The sequence below is a fragment of the Cognatundibacterium griseum genome (assembly GCF_014284195.1).
Lineage (GTDB): Bacteria > Pseudomonadota > Gammaproteobacteria > Burkholderiales > Burkholderiaceae_D > Undibacterium > Undibacterium griseum.
This window is the reverse complement of the sequence record NZ_JACOGC010000001.1, coordinates 128,382-144,816: the sequence shown is the minus strand read 5'-3', so window position 1 is coordinate 144,816 and position 16,435 is coordinate 128,382. Positions and strand designations below refer to the sequence as shown.

Sequence of the window (16,435 nt, the reverse complement as noted above, 5' to 3'; positions counted from 1 at the left end):
CAGTGTCAGGCAGCCGCTCAGGGCCGGTAGCCGTCATTCAGGGTGCCGAGGAATTTCAAGACATCCTCCACCTCGCCCGGGCTTAAAGCCGGTGCCATGCCGCGCTGGCGGTTATAGGGCACTTCCTTGGTGTTCACGTTGGCGACGTAGGCTGCCGGCAGATCATTGAATTTCCAGACCGTACCGTCTGCCATCTGCGGAAACCACTCTTCAGGATTGGTATCGCGGCGGACATAAAAATTCACCACATCGCGCAGATTGCTGAATTTCCCGTTATGGAAAAATACCTTGCGGGTCGCCACATTGCGCAGCGTCGGCACCTTGAAAGCGCCGCACAGTTCAGTGCGGCTGGCGAGGTCGGTACGGTCAGGACCGCATAAGCCCAGATCGTAATAATCAGGATTGGCAGTCGCCGGAATGCGCTCATTGCGCGGCACACCAAGATTGTCATAAGAAAAATCGGTGAACAGCGGTGCCGAACCGTCTGCACCCTTCTTGCTGGTGTGGCAGGCCGCACAATTGCCCTTGACCGGATTATTGAACAAGGCCAGACCACGCAATTCGGCGTCGCTGAGAACCGCCTGACCCGCTAAAAACCGGTCGTATTTGGAATCATACGGATGAAAATCCGGATCTTCTTTCTGGTACTGCTGCAAGGCATACAGAATGCGGTCGAACGCATTGTCCGTATTACTGAAAATCGTGCTGCCGAAAGCGGCTTTAAATTCATTGGCATAACTACCTTGCTGTACTTTACTGACGACGTCAGCCGCATCTTTGTTTGCCATTTCATGCGCGGCCAGAAACGGCGTCGCAGCCTGGGCCGCCAGCGTGTCGGCGCGGCCATCCCGCGTGAAGCCGCCTTTGGCTTTTCCTTCGCTGTCAAAGCCAAAGGCAGGCGTCAGATTCAGGTAACGCAACGACGGCACCGCGCGAAAGCCCGGCACATTCAGCTGCGGACCACCCAGCTGAACGCTCAGATCATTGCTCTGCGCATGGGCATTTGCCGGATCGTGGCAGCTTGCGCACGACATCTTGCCGGACGCCGACAGATTCACATCCTTAAAAATTTTCTCACCGACTTGCGCAGCCGGGCTGATGCCTGTCCCGGCTGGCTGCGCGGCTGGCCCGGCACTGCTGCCGCCGCCACAGGCTGCCAGCACGGCAACCAGGCCGATCTGCAATACCAGCCCGGCTGGCCGGGGATAAGAGCAAGAGGCAGTTGCCTGCGATTGATGTGTGAAACGAAATGGAAAGCGCATAGTCATCATGAAAAAATGGCAGGCAAGATATCAACCGTAACCAGCCAGAAACCGGGTTAATCTGATTAAAACCAATAAAAGCAAATGAGAATGATTGTCATTATATGTTATAAAAATCCAATTCCGTCAAAATTTCTGCTGAGACTGATGCTTTTCAGCCCAAAAAAGCAAAATCTGTTGTTCTGCGTCAATTTGATGGCCCCTGATTTCGCATTCTTGCAAGCTGCCATGTGGGGCGCAGCGCCGACTGCGGCGCCTGTGCCAGCGCAGCCGTTCACCATGAACGCGGAAAAATCACGATCGGCGCATATTTCCGCCCTGAGTCTGGGATAATGGCGGGCAAATTCCCTCGTCCCCTCTTTCATGAAAGCCTGCCATGACCCGACGCGCCGCCCCTCCCGCCAGCCTGCCTGCCGCTCCTGAGCCGGTTCAGGCAAAAACGCTCAAACGCAAGCAGTTTTCCAGCACCGGCGATGTGCACATTCTGGGTGACGTCACCATCACGACCCAGCTGATCGTCGGGGGTGATCTGCTGATTGACGGCGACCTGATTGCCGAAGAAGTGTTTTGCCTCGGCAAACTCACCGTCACCGGCGATATCCAGGTGCAATCGCTGTACATCGGCCAGACGCTGGATGCGGGTGGCAATATCGACGTCGAGTTTCTGGTCAAAACCGGCTGCAGCGCCGAATGGATGGCGCGCGTGCTGGAACTCGATCAGCGCAAACTGAAGACGGAAGACAACTTCATCGATCTGCTGGTGCACCCGGCGATTCTGGCGCGCCATGCGCAGAGCGAACTGCCCGGCGGCTCCGGCGATATTCAGGGGCTGGGCTATTTATCCTGCGCCGATCTCGACTGTCAGGGCAACCTGCAGCTTGACGATGATCTGGATGCGGCAGAAGTGCAGTTTGTCGGCGGTCATCTGGCAGCCAGCAGCGTCTATGTCAGCGGTGACTGCAACTGTCAGGGCGAAGTTTTCAGCGAAACCGACATCGTGACCGGCGGCAGCCTGTTTGCCGGAGAAATCGTCTGTCAGGGCAATCTCGCCGCCGGCAGCATCGGCAGCCAAGGCGACATCAGCGCCTGGGGCAGCATCCGCGCCAAAGGGGAAATCAGCAGCCTGTTTGGCGAAATTCACGCTGGTCGCTGGATCGCGAGCGGCGCCACCCTGTATGCCGCCAAATACATCAAGGCCGGTGAATCCGTGATCGGCGAAAAAGGCATCAGCTGCGGCAAAGACTACGGCATTTTCGCCGGCTCCAACCTGCCCCGCTCCGTCTGGGCCAAGCAAGGCATGATTTCCGCCGACAGCAAGCCGCGTCTGATCTTATCGGGCGAATTTGTCGAAGGCAAAAAACTGCGCCACATCGACGCACTGGAAAAAAAGCGCGATCAGGAACTCGACTGGGAAATGGCACGCCGGGTGAAACGGGAAATGCTGGCGGATTAACAGAAATCTGTTTTTCCGATTAAAAAAGCCGGATTTTTTCCGGCTTTTTTTTTCAACTGCAGTTTTCCTTACTGTGCCGACCCGCCACCCAATTGCGCCGATGTGCCAGTAGTAAATGTCCACGTCCTGCTGACCGCAACGCCATTGACTGTGCCGGTAAAGCTGGCGGTGTAAGTCGTATTCGGCTGGAAAGGTGCGATTCCAAGCCATGATGCTGCGTTTTTACGAGTTAATCCGTTCGTATCATTGGAGCTGGTCAGCACTCTGCCCGTCAGAAGATTTGCACCTTGGCTGACTGTGAAACTGGAAACGATCAACGCTGTGCCAGAAGCGCTATAAAACGCAACCGGAGAACTGGTTTTCGTTGCATAGTCGGTATAGGCTATTCCAAACGGTGAAGGCGTTTCTAGAGCCATTTGCAATGGCAGATTTTTTTGACCATCAAACGGATAGGTCGTCAAAAAATCTGATGCATTGCGTTGACCTTTGATTGAACCGATTTCAACATCTGCAACGGGCACAGTGGTTGTTGGAAGCAAAGAAATACCAACGTGCTCTGTTGTTTGATCCAATAAAATATCCCGGTGATAAATCGTGTTCATCAGTCCTTTGACCGCATCGAGGCCATTACCAAATCCTACTAGTTCGCCTACTGAACCAGTATAGCCCATATAAGAAGCACGATCTATTGGAGCAACACCTGTGAAACCGGACTTCAATGGATCTTCAATGTGAGCATTATTTGGATTGTTTGCCACCACATATTTCATGTGATTATTGGCCGATTTATCCAGCAAGGTATTCTGTGCCAGCAAACCCAGACCAATCAGCTTGCGGATCGCATTGATTTCATTGAAAGCCGCCAGTTCGTCCGAGCTTGCCGCATACGTCGGCGTTGGCACACTGGTTTGCAGATTCGCAGGTGTGACCGATGGGGCAGGGGTGGTGCAGACACCGTTCACCAAAACCTGTGGTGCGGTGCAGGTCACGCCTGTGCTGCCTGTGGAACCGGTATTACCTGTACCTGTGTTATTTATTCCTGTATTATTCCCCCCCCCCCCCCGCACGCCGTCATCACGATGGCGGTCATGCCTGCTAATGCGAAAGAATAAATCGGTTTCATTATTTTTCCTTTAAGTGAGATTAAATTTCAGTAACGCTGTTGAGTGGTGATTGGGGTAAGTCTGACGCGTCATTTCCACCTGACATAAAAGGTTCGTCCAGAGGGCGGCAATATCAGCGACCGATATACTGTTTCTGCATCGATATTTTTTAATATTGACAATTATATCCACAGGTATTGTCCCTGTGGAACATGTGCGTCATGCACGGTGTCGTGTTGCAGCGTCATCAGTGTAAATAATTTTTCCCGGCTTCTTTACCGTCGTAAAAATATCTGTCAAATTTTACATCTGGCCGGAACTTTTCCTGCGCCGGTGACTCTGGTTCTGGCATCACCATCGATCATAATGCGCGGAGTAGTGAACCAAGTGCAGCGCTGTTGCGACGCGGCTGTGCGCTGACGGATGCGGCTTCTGGCACGGTGCCGGGCTGTGTTTGCAGCGTTTGTCACCCGCCCCATTTGCAATGTATCGGCCACCATTTGGGTTGATGCTTTTGACTAACCACGGAGAATATGTTGAAACAATCGTATGCATGGAGTCTGGCGCTGGCCGGGCTGAGTCTGGCCGGTAGCCCGCTGGCGCTGGCCGATGAGGGGCAGTGGCAGCCGCATCAGTTGCCGCAGCTGAAAGCGGAGTTAAAACGTATCGGCATTGCCATTCCTGCCGAAAAACTGGCGGATCTGTCCAGGCATCCGATGACGGCGATCGTTTCGCTGGGCGGCTGCTCGGCGTCGTTTGTGTCGCCATCGGGTCTGGCGGTGACGAATCATCACTGCGCCTATGGGGCGGTGCAGCGCAATTCGACAGCGGAGAAAAATTACATCAGCGATGGCTTTCTGGCGAAAACCCGGGCGGAAGAATTGCCGGCCGGGCCTGATTCGCGCATGTACATCACCGACAAGGTGGAAAACGTGACTGCCCGGGTGATGCAGGGCATCACGCCTGCGATGTCCGGCAAGCAGCGCCATGAGCATGTGGAGGACAGGATCAAGGCGCTGATTACAGAGTGCGAGCAGGATAAAGCGTATCGTTGCTCTGTCCCCAGCTTTCACCGCGGTCTGGAGTATTACCGCATCCGCCAGATGATGATCCGCGATGTGCGGCTGGTGTATGCGCCGTCTGACAAGATCGGTAATTTCGGTGGCGAGGTGGATAATTTTGAATGGCCGCGCCATACGGGTGATTTTTCTTTCCTGCGCGCGTATGTCGGCAAGGATGGCCGTCCGGCGGACCCTTCGCCTGATAACGTGCCTTATCAGTCCAGGGATTTTCTGGTGGTGTCGGCGCAGGGTCTGAAGAATGGTGACGCCATTTTGCTGGCGGGCTATCCGGGCACGACCAGCCGTTATAAGCTGCCGGCAGAAATCCGTTTCGCGCGGGATGTCAGTTATCCGGCGCGGGTCGCTGATTACCAGTCGGATCTGTCGGTCATTGCGGCCGCCACCAGTGGTAATGCGAGTGCCGAGGTCCGCTACGCGAGCGTGGTCAAAAGCATCAATAACCGGCTGAAAAAGACCGAGGGCTTGCTGGCAGGTTTTGCCCGCAAGGATATTGCCGCCATCAGGGATGCGCAGGACGCACAATTCCGCCAGTGGTATGCGCAAAACAGGAGCGACACTTCGCTGCTGAAAGAGCTGGATGCAGTCATCGCCAGCGATATGGCGCTGACCGAGGAAGAATTTGCCTGGTCGGTGGCCACCAACAGCGATCTGCTGAAAAGCGCGCGCACGCTGTACCGGCTGGCGCTGGAAAGCAGCAAGCCGGATACGGAGCGGAAAGCCGGATTCCAGCAGCGCGACGTGTCTTTCATCACTGCCCGTCTGAACCGGCTGGAGCAATCTTTCCTGCCGAATGTGGATCAGGCGCGTTATACCGCTTCCCTGCAACGCTACAACCAGACCGATGCCAGACTGCGGCCGCGCGGTCTGGACCTGCTGTTACCGACGCCGGAATCGGTTGTTGCGCTGTACCGCCAATCCGAACTCGGAAATACCGCCAAGCGGCTGGCATGGCTGAACAAGGATGCAAGCGCCTTTTTGCAATCCGACGATCCGTTCATCCAGCTGGCGGTGAAACTGCATGACACCGGCATGTCGCTGGAAGACCGCCGCAAGGAAGTCGATGGCAATCTGGAACGCGTGATTCCGCAATACATGCAGGCCGTGATCGACTGGAAAAAATCGCAGGGCAAGCCGGTGTACCCGGATGCGAATTCCACTTTGCGCGTGACTTATGGCACTGTTGCCCCTTACAGCCCGCGTGACGGCATCAGCAAAGGCCCGTTCACCACGGTGGAAGGCATCGCTGAAAAACATACCGGCAAAGCGCCGTTCATCGCACCGGATAATCTGCTGACAGCGATCCGCGAAAAACGTTACGGCGTGTTCAAAGACGCTGCGCTGGGTACTGTGCCGGTAGATTTTCTGTCAACTGCGGATACCACCGGCGGCAACTCGGGTTCTGCCGTGTTGAATAAAAATGGCGAACTGGCAGGCCTGAATTTTGATTCGACTTATGAATCCATCACCAAGGACTGGTATTTCGACAGCGCCATCACCCGCGCGATTCATGTCGATATCCGTTACATGCTGTGGGTGATGAAGGAAGTCGATCATGCGGATAATCTGCTGAAGGAGATGCAGATCCGTTATCCGGCAAAGTAAAACGTGTACCGGTAGCAGCGCTGCACGGTCAGCGCTGTTTTATCCGTCCAGAAAAAAAAAGCGCATCGTCCGGTGCGTTTTTTTTTACGCCCTCTGCTGCCACAGCACGGGCGGCACATAGTGCTGCACCCAGCTTTCCACCTGACTCACCGGCATGGGTCGCGCGATGCCGTATCCCTGCAACAGATCGCAGCCCAGATGCATCAGGGCGATGCCGTGTTCGGCAGATTCGACGCCTTCGGCAATCACTTCACGCCGGAATGCACTTGCCAGCCCGACGATAGCGCCAATCAGCGCCAGATCATCCTGATCGTCCAGCATGTCGCGCACAAAGCTCTGGTCAATTTTGAGGATATCTGCCGGCAAACGTTTGAGATACGATAAGGAAGAATACCCGGTACCGAAATCATCCAGCGCAAAACGCACACCCAGATTCTGGCACGCCAGCATGATTTCCCGCACATGCTGAATATCCTGAATCGCAGCAGATTCGAGGATTTCAATTTCCAGATATTGCGGCGGCACATCGGGAAAACGCGCCAGGTCTGCCCGCAGGTTTTCCAGAAAATCGCTGTGCTGGAAATGCCGTGCCGCGATGTTGACACTCAGCACCCAGCGGTGACCGCGCGCCAGCCATTCGCTCAGTTGCTGCAAGGCCTGATGAATCACCCAGTTGCCGATATCGATAATCAGATTGCTGTACTCAACCAGCGGTAAAAACTCCATCGGCCCGACCACGCCGCGCTCGGGATGATTCCAGCGGATCAGGGCTTCCATGCCGATAATCCTGCCCTCACGGATGTTCAGCTTCGGCTGGTAATACAGTTCAAACTCGTCTTTCAGCAACGCTTCGCGGATGCGCGCGCGCTGGTTATGCCGGGTTCTGACTTCTTCATCCTTTTGCGCGTCGAACAGATGGAATTTATTGCGGCCGCTGATCTTGGCCTGGTACATCGCCTGATCGGCATAGCGCAGCAGCACATCCGGACTGTGTTCATCCTGCGGATACACGGCAACGCCGATGCTGGCGGTCATCGTGGTCTGGCGCTGGTCAATCTCGTAAGGCTTGCCCAGTTCTGTCAGCAATCCGGACAGGCTGGTCTGAATCTGGCCGGTATCGGACTGATTCTGCAACAAGACGACAAACTCATCGCCGCCCAGCCGGGCAACCGGGTTGTCCTGACCGACGTAACGTTCGAGTCTTTCAGCAACCTGCTTTAACAGCTTGTCTGCAAACTCCTGTCCATAACGCTCGTTGACTGCCTGAAAATGATCGAGGTCCATCAGGCACACAGCGAGCATTTGCTGCTTTTCCTGCGCGGCTTGCATCGCCTGCTGGAAATGCTCACTGAGAGAAGCGCGGTTCGGCAAGCCGGTCAGCAAATCATGGCCGGCTTGCCAGCTGATCTGGCGCAGCAGATGCCGGGTTTCGCTGAGGTCACGGAAAACCAGCACACAGCCGCGCACCGCGTTGTCTTTTTGTCTGGTTGGCGCAGCGGTCAGGTCGATATCGAGCTGACGGCCGGAGCGGGTCAGCAGAATCAGGTTACTGGCCTGGTACGATCCGCTCTGCGTTGGCACCTGGGTGATGAACTGGCGCAGGGCTGCCGCCTGTTTGGCATCTGCCAGCGCAAAAATCTGATGCAAGGCGCGGGATTCGGCTTCATGCTGATGCCAGCCGGTCAGCTGACGCGCGGCCCGGTTCAGTGTCAGTATCTGGCCGTTGGCATCGCAGCTGATGACGCCATCGCCAATCGAATCGAGCGTGGTTTCGACCCGGTCTTTTTGTTCCGCCAGCGCTGCCTGGGCTTTTTTTCTTTCGCTGATATCGACCAGCGAACCGATCGTACCGGCGTATTCCCCGTCGACGCTGGTATATGTCGCCTGGTAATACAGCGCAACGACCGTCTGCCCCTGCCGCGAGATCTGCACTTCCGTACCGCGTACGCCTTCGGGTTGCCCGGTCAGCGCGGTCAGGTCGCCATTGATGTCAGCAGACGATAATAATTCGCGCATTGACCGGCCAACCGCCTCTTTTTGCGGCATGTCAAACATCTGGCACCAGGCCGGGTTCACGCCGCGGCAGCGTCCGTGCTGATCACTGAAAAATGTCGGTATCGGCAAGGCAGTCAACACCTGCCAGGTAAAGTGCAATTGTTCGCTCTGCTCGCGCTGACGCTGCTGCAAAGTGGACAGCAGTTTCTGCACTTCTTCTGCCATATCATTGAAACTCTGTGCCAGCGCGCGCGCCTCCATGGTCCCTGAGGCAGAAAGGCGGGCGGTATAGTCGCCATGCTTAAATTGTTCTGTCACCTCCACCAGGCGACGCAGGCTCTGCACATTAGCACGCAGCACAAACCCCATGAGCAGATAAATCAGGCAGATCAATACCCCTGAGATAGCGAGCTGGATCACGATCTTGCGCCAGATCCGGTTGATCGCCTCTGCCGTGTTAAATGTCACCTCCAGCGTGGCCGCCGGATCTTTTGGCATGGTGGCGCGGTATTCCAGGGTCGCCGGAAATTTCAGTATTGACACGAACCAGGCCGGCGCCTGCGGGCTGACCGGTTGCGGTTGCACTGCACTCAGCCGGGTGCGCTGATATTGCCAGACCAATTCCTGCAGGTTCTGGTCAGCCTGCAGCTCCTGCTGCAGTTGCGTGGTGATGCCTGCGCTGTCGTGATCTCTGGTTTTTTGCAGCAGCTCCGGACTCAGCATGCGGGCCAGATAAATGGACTGCACCTGAATCTGCTGCCGGACATCGCGCAGCTCGTTGCGGATCAGTAATTCATAACGCAGCCCTGCTGCGGCCAGTAGCAACAGCAGAACGGGAGTAAATAACCGGGTATAAATTCCCCGGGTCAGCCACCCTCGATAGAGTTTTTGAATAAAACGTACCAATTCTGCAAAGATCCCATGAGAAAACAAAGCAATGAATTGTCCGTGAGGTCAATTCGTGAAAATGATTTGCACAAATTTTAACCTGCTTAAGAAATATTTCTTCAAAAAAATGTTTTTGAAATGCAATTAATTGTTTCTACTTGTCGTTAATTGCCACGGCTTTTGTTGCCATACTACAGAAAGTACTGGCATCTATGACAATGTACCTGAAGTTTCAACAGCAAACAAGATTGTAAAATTGTTTTAAATTTGCTATGCCTTTACTGCACGTGGAACCTGTCTGGGCTTTTTGATATACCAACACTTTTTCTTGGAGAAAATATAGCATTTAGTTAAGTGGGGGTAACTGGCGGGCATGTGATAACAGGCGGTCTATGCGCGCATCCGGAGGAAGCGTCATTTTGAAATGAGTTTGCAGCGCGGTGCGATACTCTGCCGCATTGTGCAGACCCGATACCTGCCGGCGGCCGTCTGTAGTCACGATGCATTTATCGTTCGACAGGCTGATCCGGCCTTGCGGCGTGGCAACAGAACAAATCGATTTCTGGGTGAAGTGGGAATCAGGTGAGGTCTGCTGGTACCGGCACATGGGTAAAAAAGCCGTCAGCTCATAGCCTTGCAGCGCAAACCGGTATTGTGGTTGCAGCGGCTGCCTTTCCCGGGCCTGATACAGCACCCAGCGCCTATCCGGATCCTGCTGTAACGAATAAGTGGTTTTCAGTTCAACGATACCCTCCCCACCTATCCGTAGCGGGGTGCGGAAACAGTCGCCAAAGCCAACGTCGGCAATCCAGCAGCCGTCTTCCAGCCCGACCACAAGCAGTAAATGATCGAATGCGGGGCCATAACCGTGTCCGTTATATACCTCCGCAGCAATGAGGCGTACCTGAAACCCAAGCTGGGTCAGCAGCAGACTGAATGCGTAATTCAGTTCGTAGCAAAACCCGCCACGGCGGTCGTTCAAAATCTTCTGAAACAAGGCATCCGGTGCAAGATTGATCGGAATGCCAAGCCGGATATCCAGATTCTCAAACGGAATCTGCTGCAGATGCGCCTGATGCAAACGGGTCAACAAAGGCAGACCGGGGCGCAGATCTCCCTGACAGGAAAGACGATCCAGATAACTGTGCAATTGCGGCGTTGTGAGCATAAAGCGTTCCGTCCTGTAGTCACCGACAGTGCGGACACTATACCCGAGTCCCTTTTTTCTTGCCGGAACGCTATGTTTGCGCGATACCCGTCTTTCTGCCCGGGTTCCGGCTGTATGCGATGCGCCGGAAACGCAGTGCCGGCCGTCGGCATCCATCGCGGCCTGAGGCGCGCTATCGAAACCGGCTGCGCGTCACTGACCCCAACCGCGATCGCGATTGAATTCGCAGTGAGAACGCTGCGAACCCTGTCCGGGACAGGCAAACCACAGCACCGCGTCGCCACGGGTTTGCGCAACCAGCAGATCATACTGATTGGCACCGTTAAGCACTGCGGTCTGGCGTCAGATATCGACGGGATCGATTTCCAGCGACCAGCGCAAGCGTGTTTTCATGCTGCGCAGCTCGCCCATCCAGGCTTTCATACAAGCCTGCAGGACGGGTCTCGAGGCGGATTCGATCAGCAATTGCGCCCGTTCGCGGTTTGCCACCCGGGTCATGGTCATCGGCACCGGATCATGCACCGTCACGCCGGCCGCGCTGATCCGGCCTGCCGCCTGCTGCAAAAATTCCAGTGCGGTCTGCAATTCCCGGGCTTCCGCGCGCAGCAGGGCCTGATACATGAATGGCGGCAACTGCGCCTGACGACGCTCGTCCAGCAAATCTGCGGCAAACTCCGGGTAATCATGCTTCATCAGCGCATGGTAAAGCGGGTGATCTGGATAGCGGGTCTGGATCAGCACCTCGGCAGGATTGCCGTCATCCGCTTTCGCGGTGCGGCCGGCGCGACCGGCAACCTGCATCAGCTGGGCAAACAAACGCTCGCTGGCACGGTAGTCCTGAGAAAACAAAGCCGCATCGGGATTCAGCGCCGCCACCAACGTCAGGCGTTTGAAATCATGTCCCTTGGCAACCATCTGCGTGCCAATCAGAATATCCACCCCGCCTTCGTGCACCCGTTCAAACGCGGCGGCTGCGCTGCCTTTGAGACGGGTCGAATCGGCATCAATGCGGAAAACCCTGGCATCCGGAAAAATCGCCGACAGGGTTTCTTCCAGCCGCTGGGTGCCACGTCCTAATGGTTGCAGGTCAATATTGCCGCAGGTAGGACAAGCACGCGGAATCCGTTGCTCCAGTCCGCAGTGATGGCAGCGCAGGCGGTGGTCGCCTTTGTGCAACACCAGGTTGGCAGTGCAGCGGCTGCATTGGCTGATCCAGCCGCAGGCATCGCAGGCGAGCACAGGGGCATAACCACGCCTGTTCAAAAACAGCAGTGACTGCTCACCTTTCTCAAGGCGTAGGCGAATCGCGGCGATCAATCTTTGCGTTAGTCCATCGCTGGGTTTTTCACGCTCCAGATTAATAATTTTAATCAACGGCAAGACAGCATCCGGCACCGCTCTTTCCGTCAGTACCAGCTGCCGGTAACGGCCATTCTGCGCAGCCTGCCAGCTTTCCAGCGAAGGTGTCGCGGAGCCGAGCACCACCGGAATCTGCAACTGATGCGCCCGCCAGACGGCCAGATCACGCGCCGAATAGCGCAAGCCTTCCTGCTGTTTGTAGGACGGATCATGCTCCTCATCGACGATAATCAGTTGTAAATGTGGCATGGAGGCAAATATCGCCAGCCTTGTTCCGAGCACGATGCGCGCTTGCCCCAAATGCGCCGACAGCCAGTGAAGCGTGCGCTCACCCTCTGCCAGACCGCTATGCAAGCTGGCTACCGGCATTCCCGGAAAACGCTGCCGGACGTGCATTTCCAGCTGCGGTGTCAGATTAATTTCCGGCACCAGAATCAGAATCTGCGCAAGCGGGGAACCGGCCAGAATACGGGCGGCAGTCTGCAGATATACCTCGGTCTTGCCGCTGCCGGTCACGCCGAATAACAGATGCGCCGCATAACCGGCCTGCTGCGTGATCGCAGTAACCGCCGCCTGCTGTGGCGGGTTCAGCGCGGTCACATGACCGGGCGGCATCTCGTCTGTTACGGACTGTCTGGCAATCTTTTTGAGTGCGCGGTCCAGGGCCACGGTTTTGCCGGCACGCAGATTTTTGGGCAAGGCAGGCAGCATGACTTCACCGGGCGGTCGCTGATAGTAATCTGCCGCAAACATCGCCATCGCCAGCCAGGCGCTGCCTAATGGTGGCAGCTGAGCACGCACAGCGATGACATCCCGGATTTTGTCTGGTGCAATCCCGGTCTGATCCATGACCGCAACAACAACGCCAATCACTTCCTGACGGCCGAATGGCACCAGCACCAGAGAGCCGGCTGCCGGAGGTAATCCAGTTTCCGTATCGGCCGGTAAAAACCGGTAATCAAAAAAACTGTCAAGTGGGGTATCGAGCGCAACCCGGACAAAAATAGAATTCACCAGCGTTATTTTTTCTCAAAAACCTGCGTTAAGCATTGATTTCATAGCGGTTTTCCAGTTATCCACAATTTCTGTGCATAACTTTGTGGAAAAGGCTCTCTTGACATGGATTATTACCAATAATCATGCGGGTTTCAACAAAATGCACAATCTTACAGCAGCATTTTTTATCATTAAAAATCAATGACTTATAAAAATCACCGGAAGTTACAAAAAAAAATTTCTCACTTTTTTTGCATGCTCCGGATTTGTGCATAACTGAGACCGGATTTGTCTGGTTTTATAAAATTCAGCCCCTTATCTGACTTGCATTTCCATCGATTTATGGCCGGAGAAGCGCATCAATACAGGTTTTTGCATGGCAACATACAGCACCGGCGTGCTTATTTTTGTATTATGATTTTTTAAAAAAAGAATATGCACTTTGCTATTCATTTTAATATTGCATTGCACACCCGGTTTTGCATGAATTCCGGGCATGCAAGTCCTGTTTATGCCGCATTTTGGCGCTGCTGACGACTGTACTCATGCACAGTCTCAACCAATACGGTCACCGATTCCGGCGGCGTAAACTGCGAGATTCCATGCCCCAGATTAAAAACATGGCCATGACCGGCTTTGGGAGTGCCATAAGAGTCCAGCGTCTCCTTCACCAGGTGATGGATCTGATCCGGCTTGGCAAACAGGATTGCGGGGTCCAGATTGCCTTGCAGCGCAACCCGGTCGCCGACCAGACGGCGTGCCTGGCCCAGATTCATAGTCCAGTCCAGCCCAACCGCCTCAGCACCGGTCTGCGCGATCTGTTCCAGCCACAGGCCACCGCCCTTGGTAAAGACAATCGACGGCACCCGGCGGCCATCCTGCTCTTTGTGCAGCCGCTGCACGATATCCTGCATATAGGACAGAGAAAACTCCTGATAGGCCGCATCAGCCAGCGCGCCACCCCAGCTGTCAAATAGCATTACAGCCTGGGCGCCGGCCTCAATTTGCGCATTCAGGTATTCGACGACCGCGTCGGCATTCGTGCGCAAGATATGATGCATCAGATCAGGGCGCTGGTACATCATGGTTTTAACCTTGTGAAACTCTCTGGAACCCTGCCCCTCGACCATGTAGCAGGCCAGAGTCCACGGGCTGCCGGAAAACCCGATCAGCGGCACGCGACCATTCAATGCACGGCGAATTTCCGTTACAGCGTCAAATACATACTGCAAGCTGCCCGCCTCGGGCTTTTTCAGCGCCATGACGTCTTTCTCGTCTTTCAGTGGCCGCTCAAATTTAGGCCCCTCACCTTCCTCAAAATACAAACCCAGCCCCATTGCGTCTGGGACGGTGAGAATATCGGAAAACAGGATGGCCGCATCCAGCGCATAGCGGTCGATCGGTTGCAGCGTCACTTCAGTGGCAAACTGCGGATTTTTTGCCAGACTCATGAACGATCCCGCATTTTTACGGGTGGCGCGGTACTCCGGCAGATAACGACCCGCCTGGCGCATCAACCATAACGGGGTGTAATCCGTCGGCTCACGCAGGAGCGCCTTAAGAAATGTATCGTTCTGAAGCGGAGCAAAATGATTAGACATGTATTAACTTTCCGGATTGTATGATCGTTTGAATCTGTGGGAATTTTCTGAATAGCGCACATTATCGCCTAAGCTGCTGCGATCAGCATCTGATCTTGCGCAAGTTGCTGTTTCCGTAAAAACCTGTCCCGCTATTGTGGATAACTTTGTGGATAGCTTTTTCTTTTTTCTCAGTTGCGCTCAATTGTTAAATACAGTTAATAGAATAATCTCGTAACTATATGATTTTAATAAATTATTTAATCACGACTATATTATTTAGCTGTTTTTCTCAATGGCAATGTTTTTCAGGGTTGTGAATAAGTAAGATCATTCCCTGTCGTTTACCTCTGAAAATCGTTGCTGTCTAAGGCTTCCATCGGCGGCGGCCTGTGAAATCGGGTGGTGTAAGCCGGTTTTGTCCACTGCCTGACGTCTTTTTATGAAGGATGATGGCCAACTCCCGCCATCAGCCCACGATTTTCCTCCACAGTACGGATTTCGGCGCAGCAAACATCTGCACATCCCGCACAAACCTGTCTGGTTACTCAGCGGTCAGGTCTGGGAAAACACCGGGACAGTGTCACTCCACCAAAAACCGGCGGTAAGCCGGATTCATCGGCGGATATTTTAATTTCAGGCTTTCCAGTTTTTCCAATACGATGCCTGCAATCAACAGATTGCGCTGCGTCTTGGAGTCGGAGGGAATCACAAACCAGGGGGCATTGTCACTATCGGTTGCCGTCAACGCATGTTCATAGGCACGCTGGTAGGCATCCCAGTGCGTGCGTTCCGCCAGATCCTGCGGATCAAATTTCCAGTATTTGTCCGGATCAGCCAGCCGCTCTTCCAGACGGCGTTTTTGCTCTGCTTTCGACAGGTGCAGAAAGAATTTCAGAATGATCGTCCCGGTTTCACTGAGCATTCTCTCAAAGTCGCGGATATGCGCATAGCGCTGCAAACAGACATCCTCACTGATCCAGCCGTGAACTTTACTGATCAGCACGTCTTCATAATGACTGCGGTTAAAAATCACCATTTCGCCGCTGCCCGGCACTTCGCGGTGCACCCGCCATAAGTAGTCGTGATCTTTTTCAACCTGCACCGGCGCTTTGAAGGCAACGGTTCTGGTACCTAACGGATTGATTTGTCCGAACACGCCTTTGACCGTGCCGTCTTTGCCGGAGGTGTCCATGCCCTGCAAAATAATCAGGAGCTTATATTGTTTAGCCGCCACAAAAACGTTCTGGATCTCAGCAATTTTTTCCGCCAGATTCAGTGTCTGCAATTTATCGATTGCTTTACCATCCGTCATCCCCGCTGCTACGGCGCCTGTCAGCTTTCGCGCGGCATCGGCTTCCTTCAGTACCAGACCTGATCTGAGTCTGCACAATCCGGCAATATCCATGTATCCCCTTTTCAAAAACAGCGGTCAGCGGCAGATCAGGCGCATCAGTTCGATTTTCAGACATTGATCCATGACCACGTAAATTCCGGCACGGCGCGCCTTTTCTGCCGCGTCTTGATTGATGATGCCGGACTGCATCCACAAACACGGGATACCGGCTGCAATCGTCTCGTCGGCGATAGGTGGAATATCCTCTGCATTGCGGAAGCAGTCAACGATATCAATCTTGTGTTCCTGGCTCGCCTCGGTGAGACTGGCATAACACAACTCACCGAGAATGCGTTTGCCGGCTTCGCGGGGATTCACAGGAATAATACGGTATCCCTGCTGCTGCAGGTATGCAGCCACGGTGTAACTTGTCCGATGCGGTTTTGGCGACAACCCGACTACCGCGATAACGCGACTCGCAGCCAGCAATTGCGACAGATGTTCCGGATTTTCTGATGAAAGATGCATTTTTACATCGTCAATTAAAATAAAAAAGGCAGCTCAGAGCTGCCTTTTCTGTACTTCTGTCGTCACAAAAACTGCGTGAAGCG

Annotated in this window: 11 protein-coding genes; 3 read left to right on the top strand and 8 right to left on the bottom strand. The window is 54.3% G+C overall.

Annotation, left to right across the window (positions count from 1 at the left end):
- Positions 1-17: 17 nt before the first annotated feature.
- Positions 18-1,262 (bottom strand): cytochrome-c peroxidase, encoded by a 1,245-nt coding sequence (locus tag H8K27_RS00600; protein ID WP_186861307.1) that lies wholly within the window; start codon positions 1,260-1,262, stop codon positions 18-20.
- 84 nt (positions 1,263-1,346) lie between these two features.
- On the opposite strand from H8K27_RS00600, the gene H8K27_RS00595 reads away from it, so the two are divergent.
- Both H8K27_RS00595 and H8K27_RS00590 read left to right on the top strand, forming a co-directional pair.
- A complete protein-coding gene (locus H8K27_RS00595; protein ID WP_186861306.1) occupies positions 1,347-1,595 on the top strand; it encodes a hypothetical protein in 249 nt (82 codons plus the stop codon).
- Between the two features lie 43 nt (positions 1,596-1,638).
- Positions 1,639-2,715: a polymer-forming cytoskeletal protein gene (locus tag H8K27_RS00590; protein ID WP_186861305.1), complete on the top strand. Its 1,077-nt coding sequence runs from the start codon at positions 1,639-1,641 to the stop codon at positions 2,713-2,715.
- Between the two features lie 68 nt (positions 2,716-2,783).
- Here the strand turns inward: H8K27_RS00590 and H8K27_RS00585 are convergent, their stop codons facing one another.
- Positions 2,784-3,704: a CAP domain-containing protein gene (locus H8K27_RS00585; protein WP_186861304.1), complete on the bottom strand. Its 921-nt coding sequence runs from the start codon at positions 3,702-3,704 to the stop codon at positions 2,784-2,786.
- Positions 3,705-4,351: 647 nt separating this feature from the next.
- Between H8K27_RS00585 and H8K27_RS00580 the strand changes: the two genes are divergently transcribed.
- A complete protein-coding gene (locus tag H8K27_RS00580) occupies positions 4,352-6,502 on the top strand; it encodes a S46 family peptidase (protein ID WP_186861303.1) in 2,151 nt (716 codons plus the stop codon).
- Positions 6,503-6,586: 84 nt separating this feature from the next.
- Here H8K27_RS00580 and H8K27_RS00575 read toward each other — a convergent pair whose 3' ends face one another.
- The 6 genes from H8K27_RS00575 to H8K27_RS00550 all read right to left on the bottom strand — a co-directional run bounded on the left by H8K27_RS00575 (position 6,587) and on the right by H8K27_RS00550 (position 16,352).
- The gene (locus H8K27_RS00575) at positions 6,587-9,403 is read right to left on the bottom strand and encodes an EAL domain-containing protein (protein ID WP_186861302.1); all 2,817 of its coding nucleotides are present in this window, start codon (positions 9,401-9,403) and stop codon (positions 6,587-6,589) included.
- A 328-nt stretch (positions 9,404-9,731) separates the two neighbouring features.
- A complete protein-coding gene (locus H8K27_RS00570) occupies positions 9,732-10,553 on the bottom strand; it encodes an arylamine N-acetyltransferase family protein (protein ID WP_186861301.1) in 822 nt (273 codons plus the stop codon).
- Positions 10,554-10,895: 342 nt separating this feature from the next.
- Positions 10,896-12,926, bottom strand: coding sequence for a primosomal protein N' (locus tag H8K27_RS00565; RefSeq protein WP_186861300.1), 2,031 nt, complete (start codon positions 12,924-12,926; stop codon positions 10,896-10,898).
- A gap of 491 nt (positions 12,927-13,417) precedes the next feature.
- Entirely contained in the window at positions 13,418-14,509 is a 1,092-nt protein-coding gene (hemE, locus tag H8K27_RS00560; RefSeq protein WP_186861299.1) for a uroporphyrinogen decarboxylase, read from the bottom strand.
- 562 nt (positions 14,510-15,071) lie between these two features.
- Entirely contained in the window at positions 15,072-15,896 is an 825-nt protein-coding gene (locus tag H8K27_RS00555) for a PPK2 family polyphosphate kinase (RefSeq protein ID WP_186861298.1), read from the bottom strand.
- A gap of 24 nt (positions 15,897-15,920) precedes the next feature.
- Positions 15,921-16,352, bottom strand: a complete 432-nt coding sequence (locus H8K27_RS00550) for a CoA-binding protein (RefSeq protein ID WP_186861297.1) — start codon at positions 16,350-16,352, stop codon at positions 15,921-15,923.
- Positions 16,353-16,435: the final 83 nt, after the last annotated feature.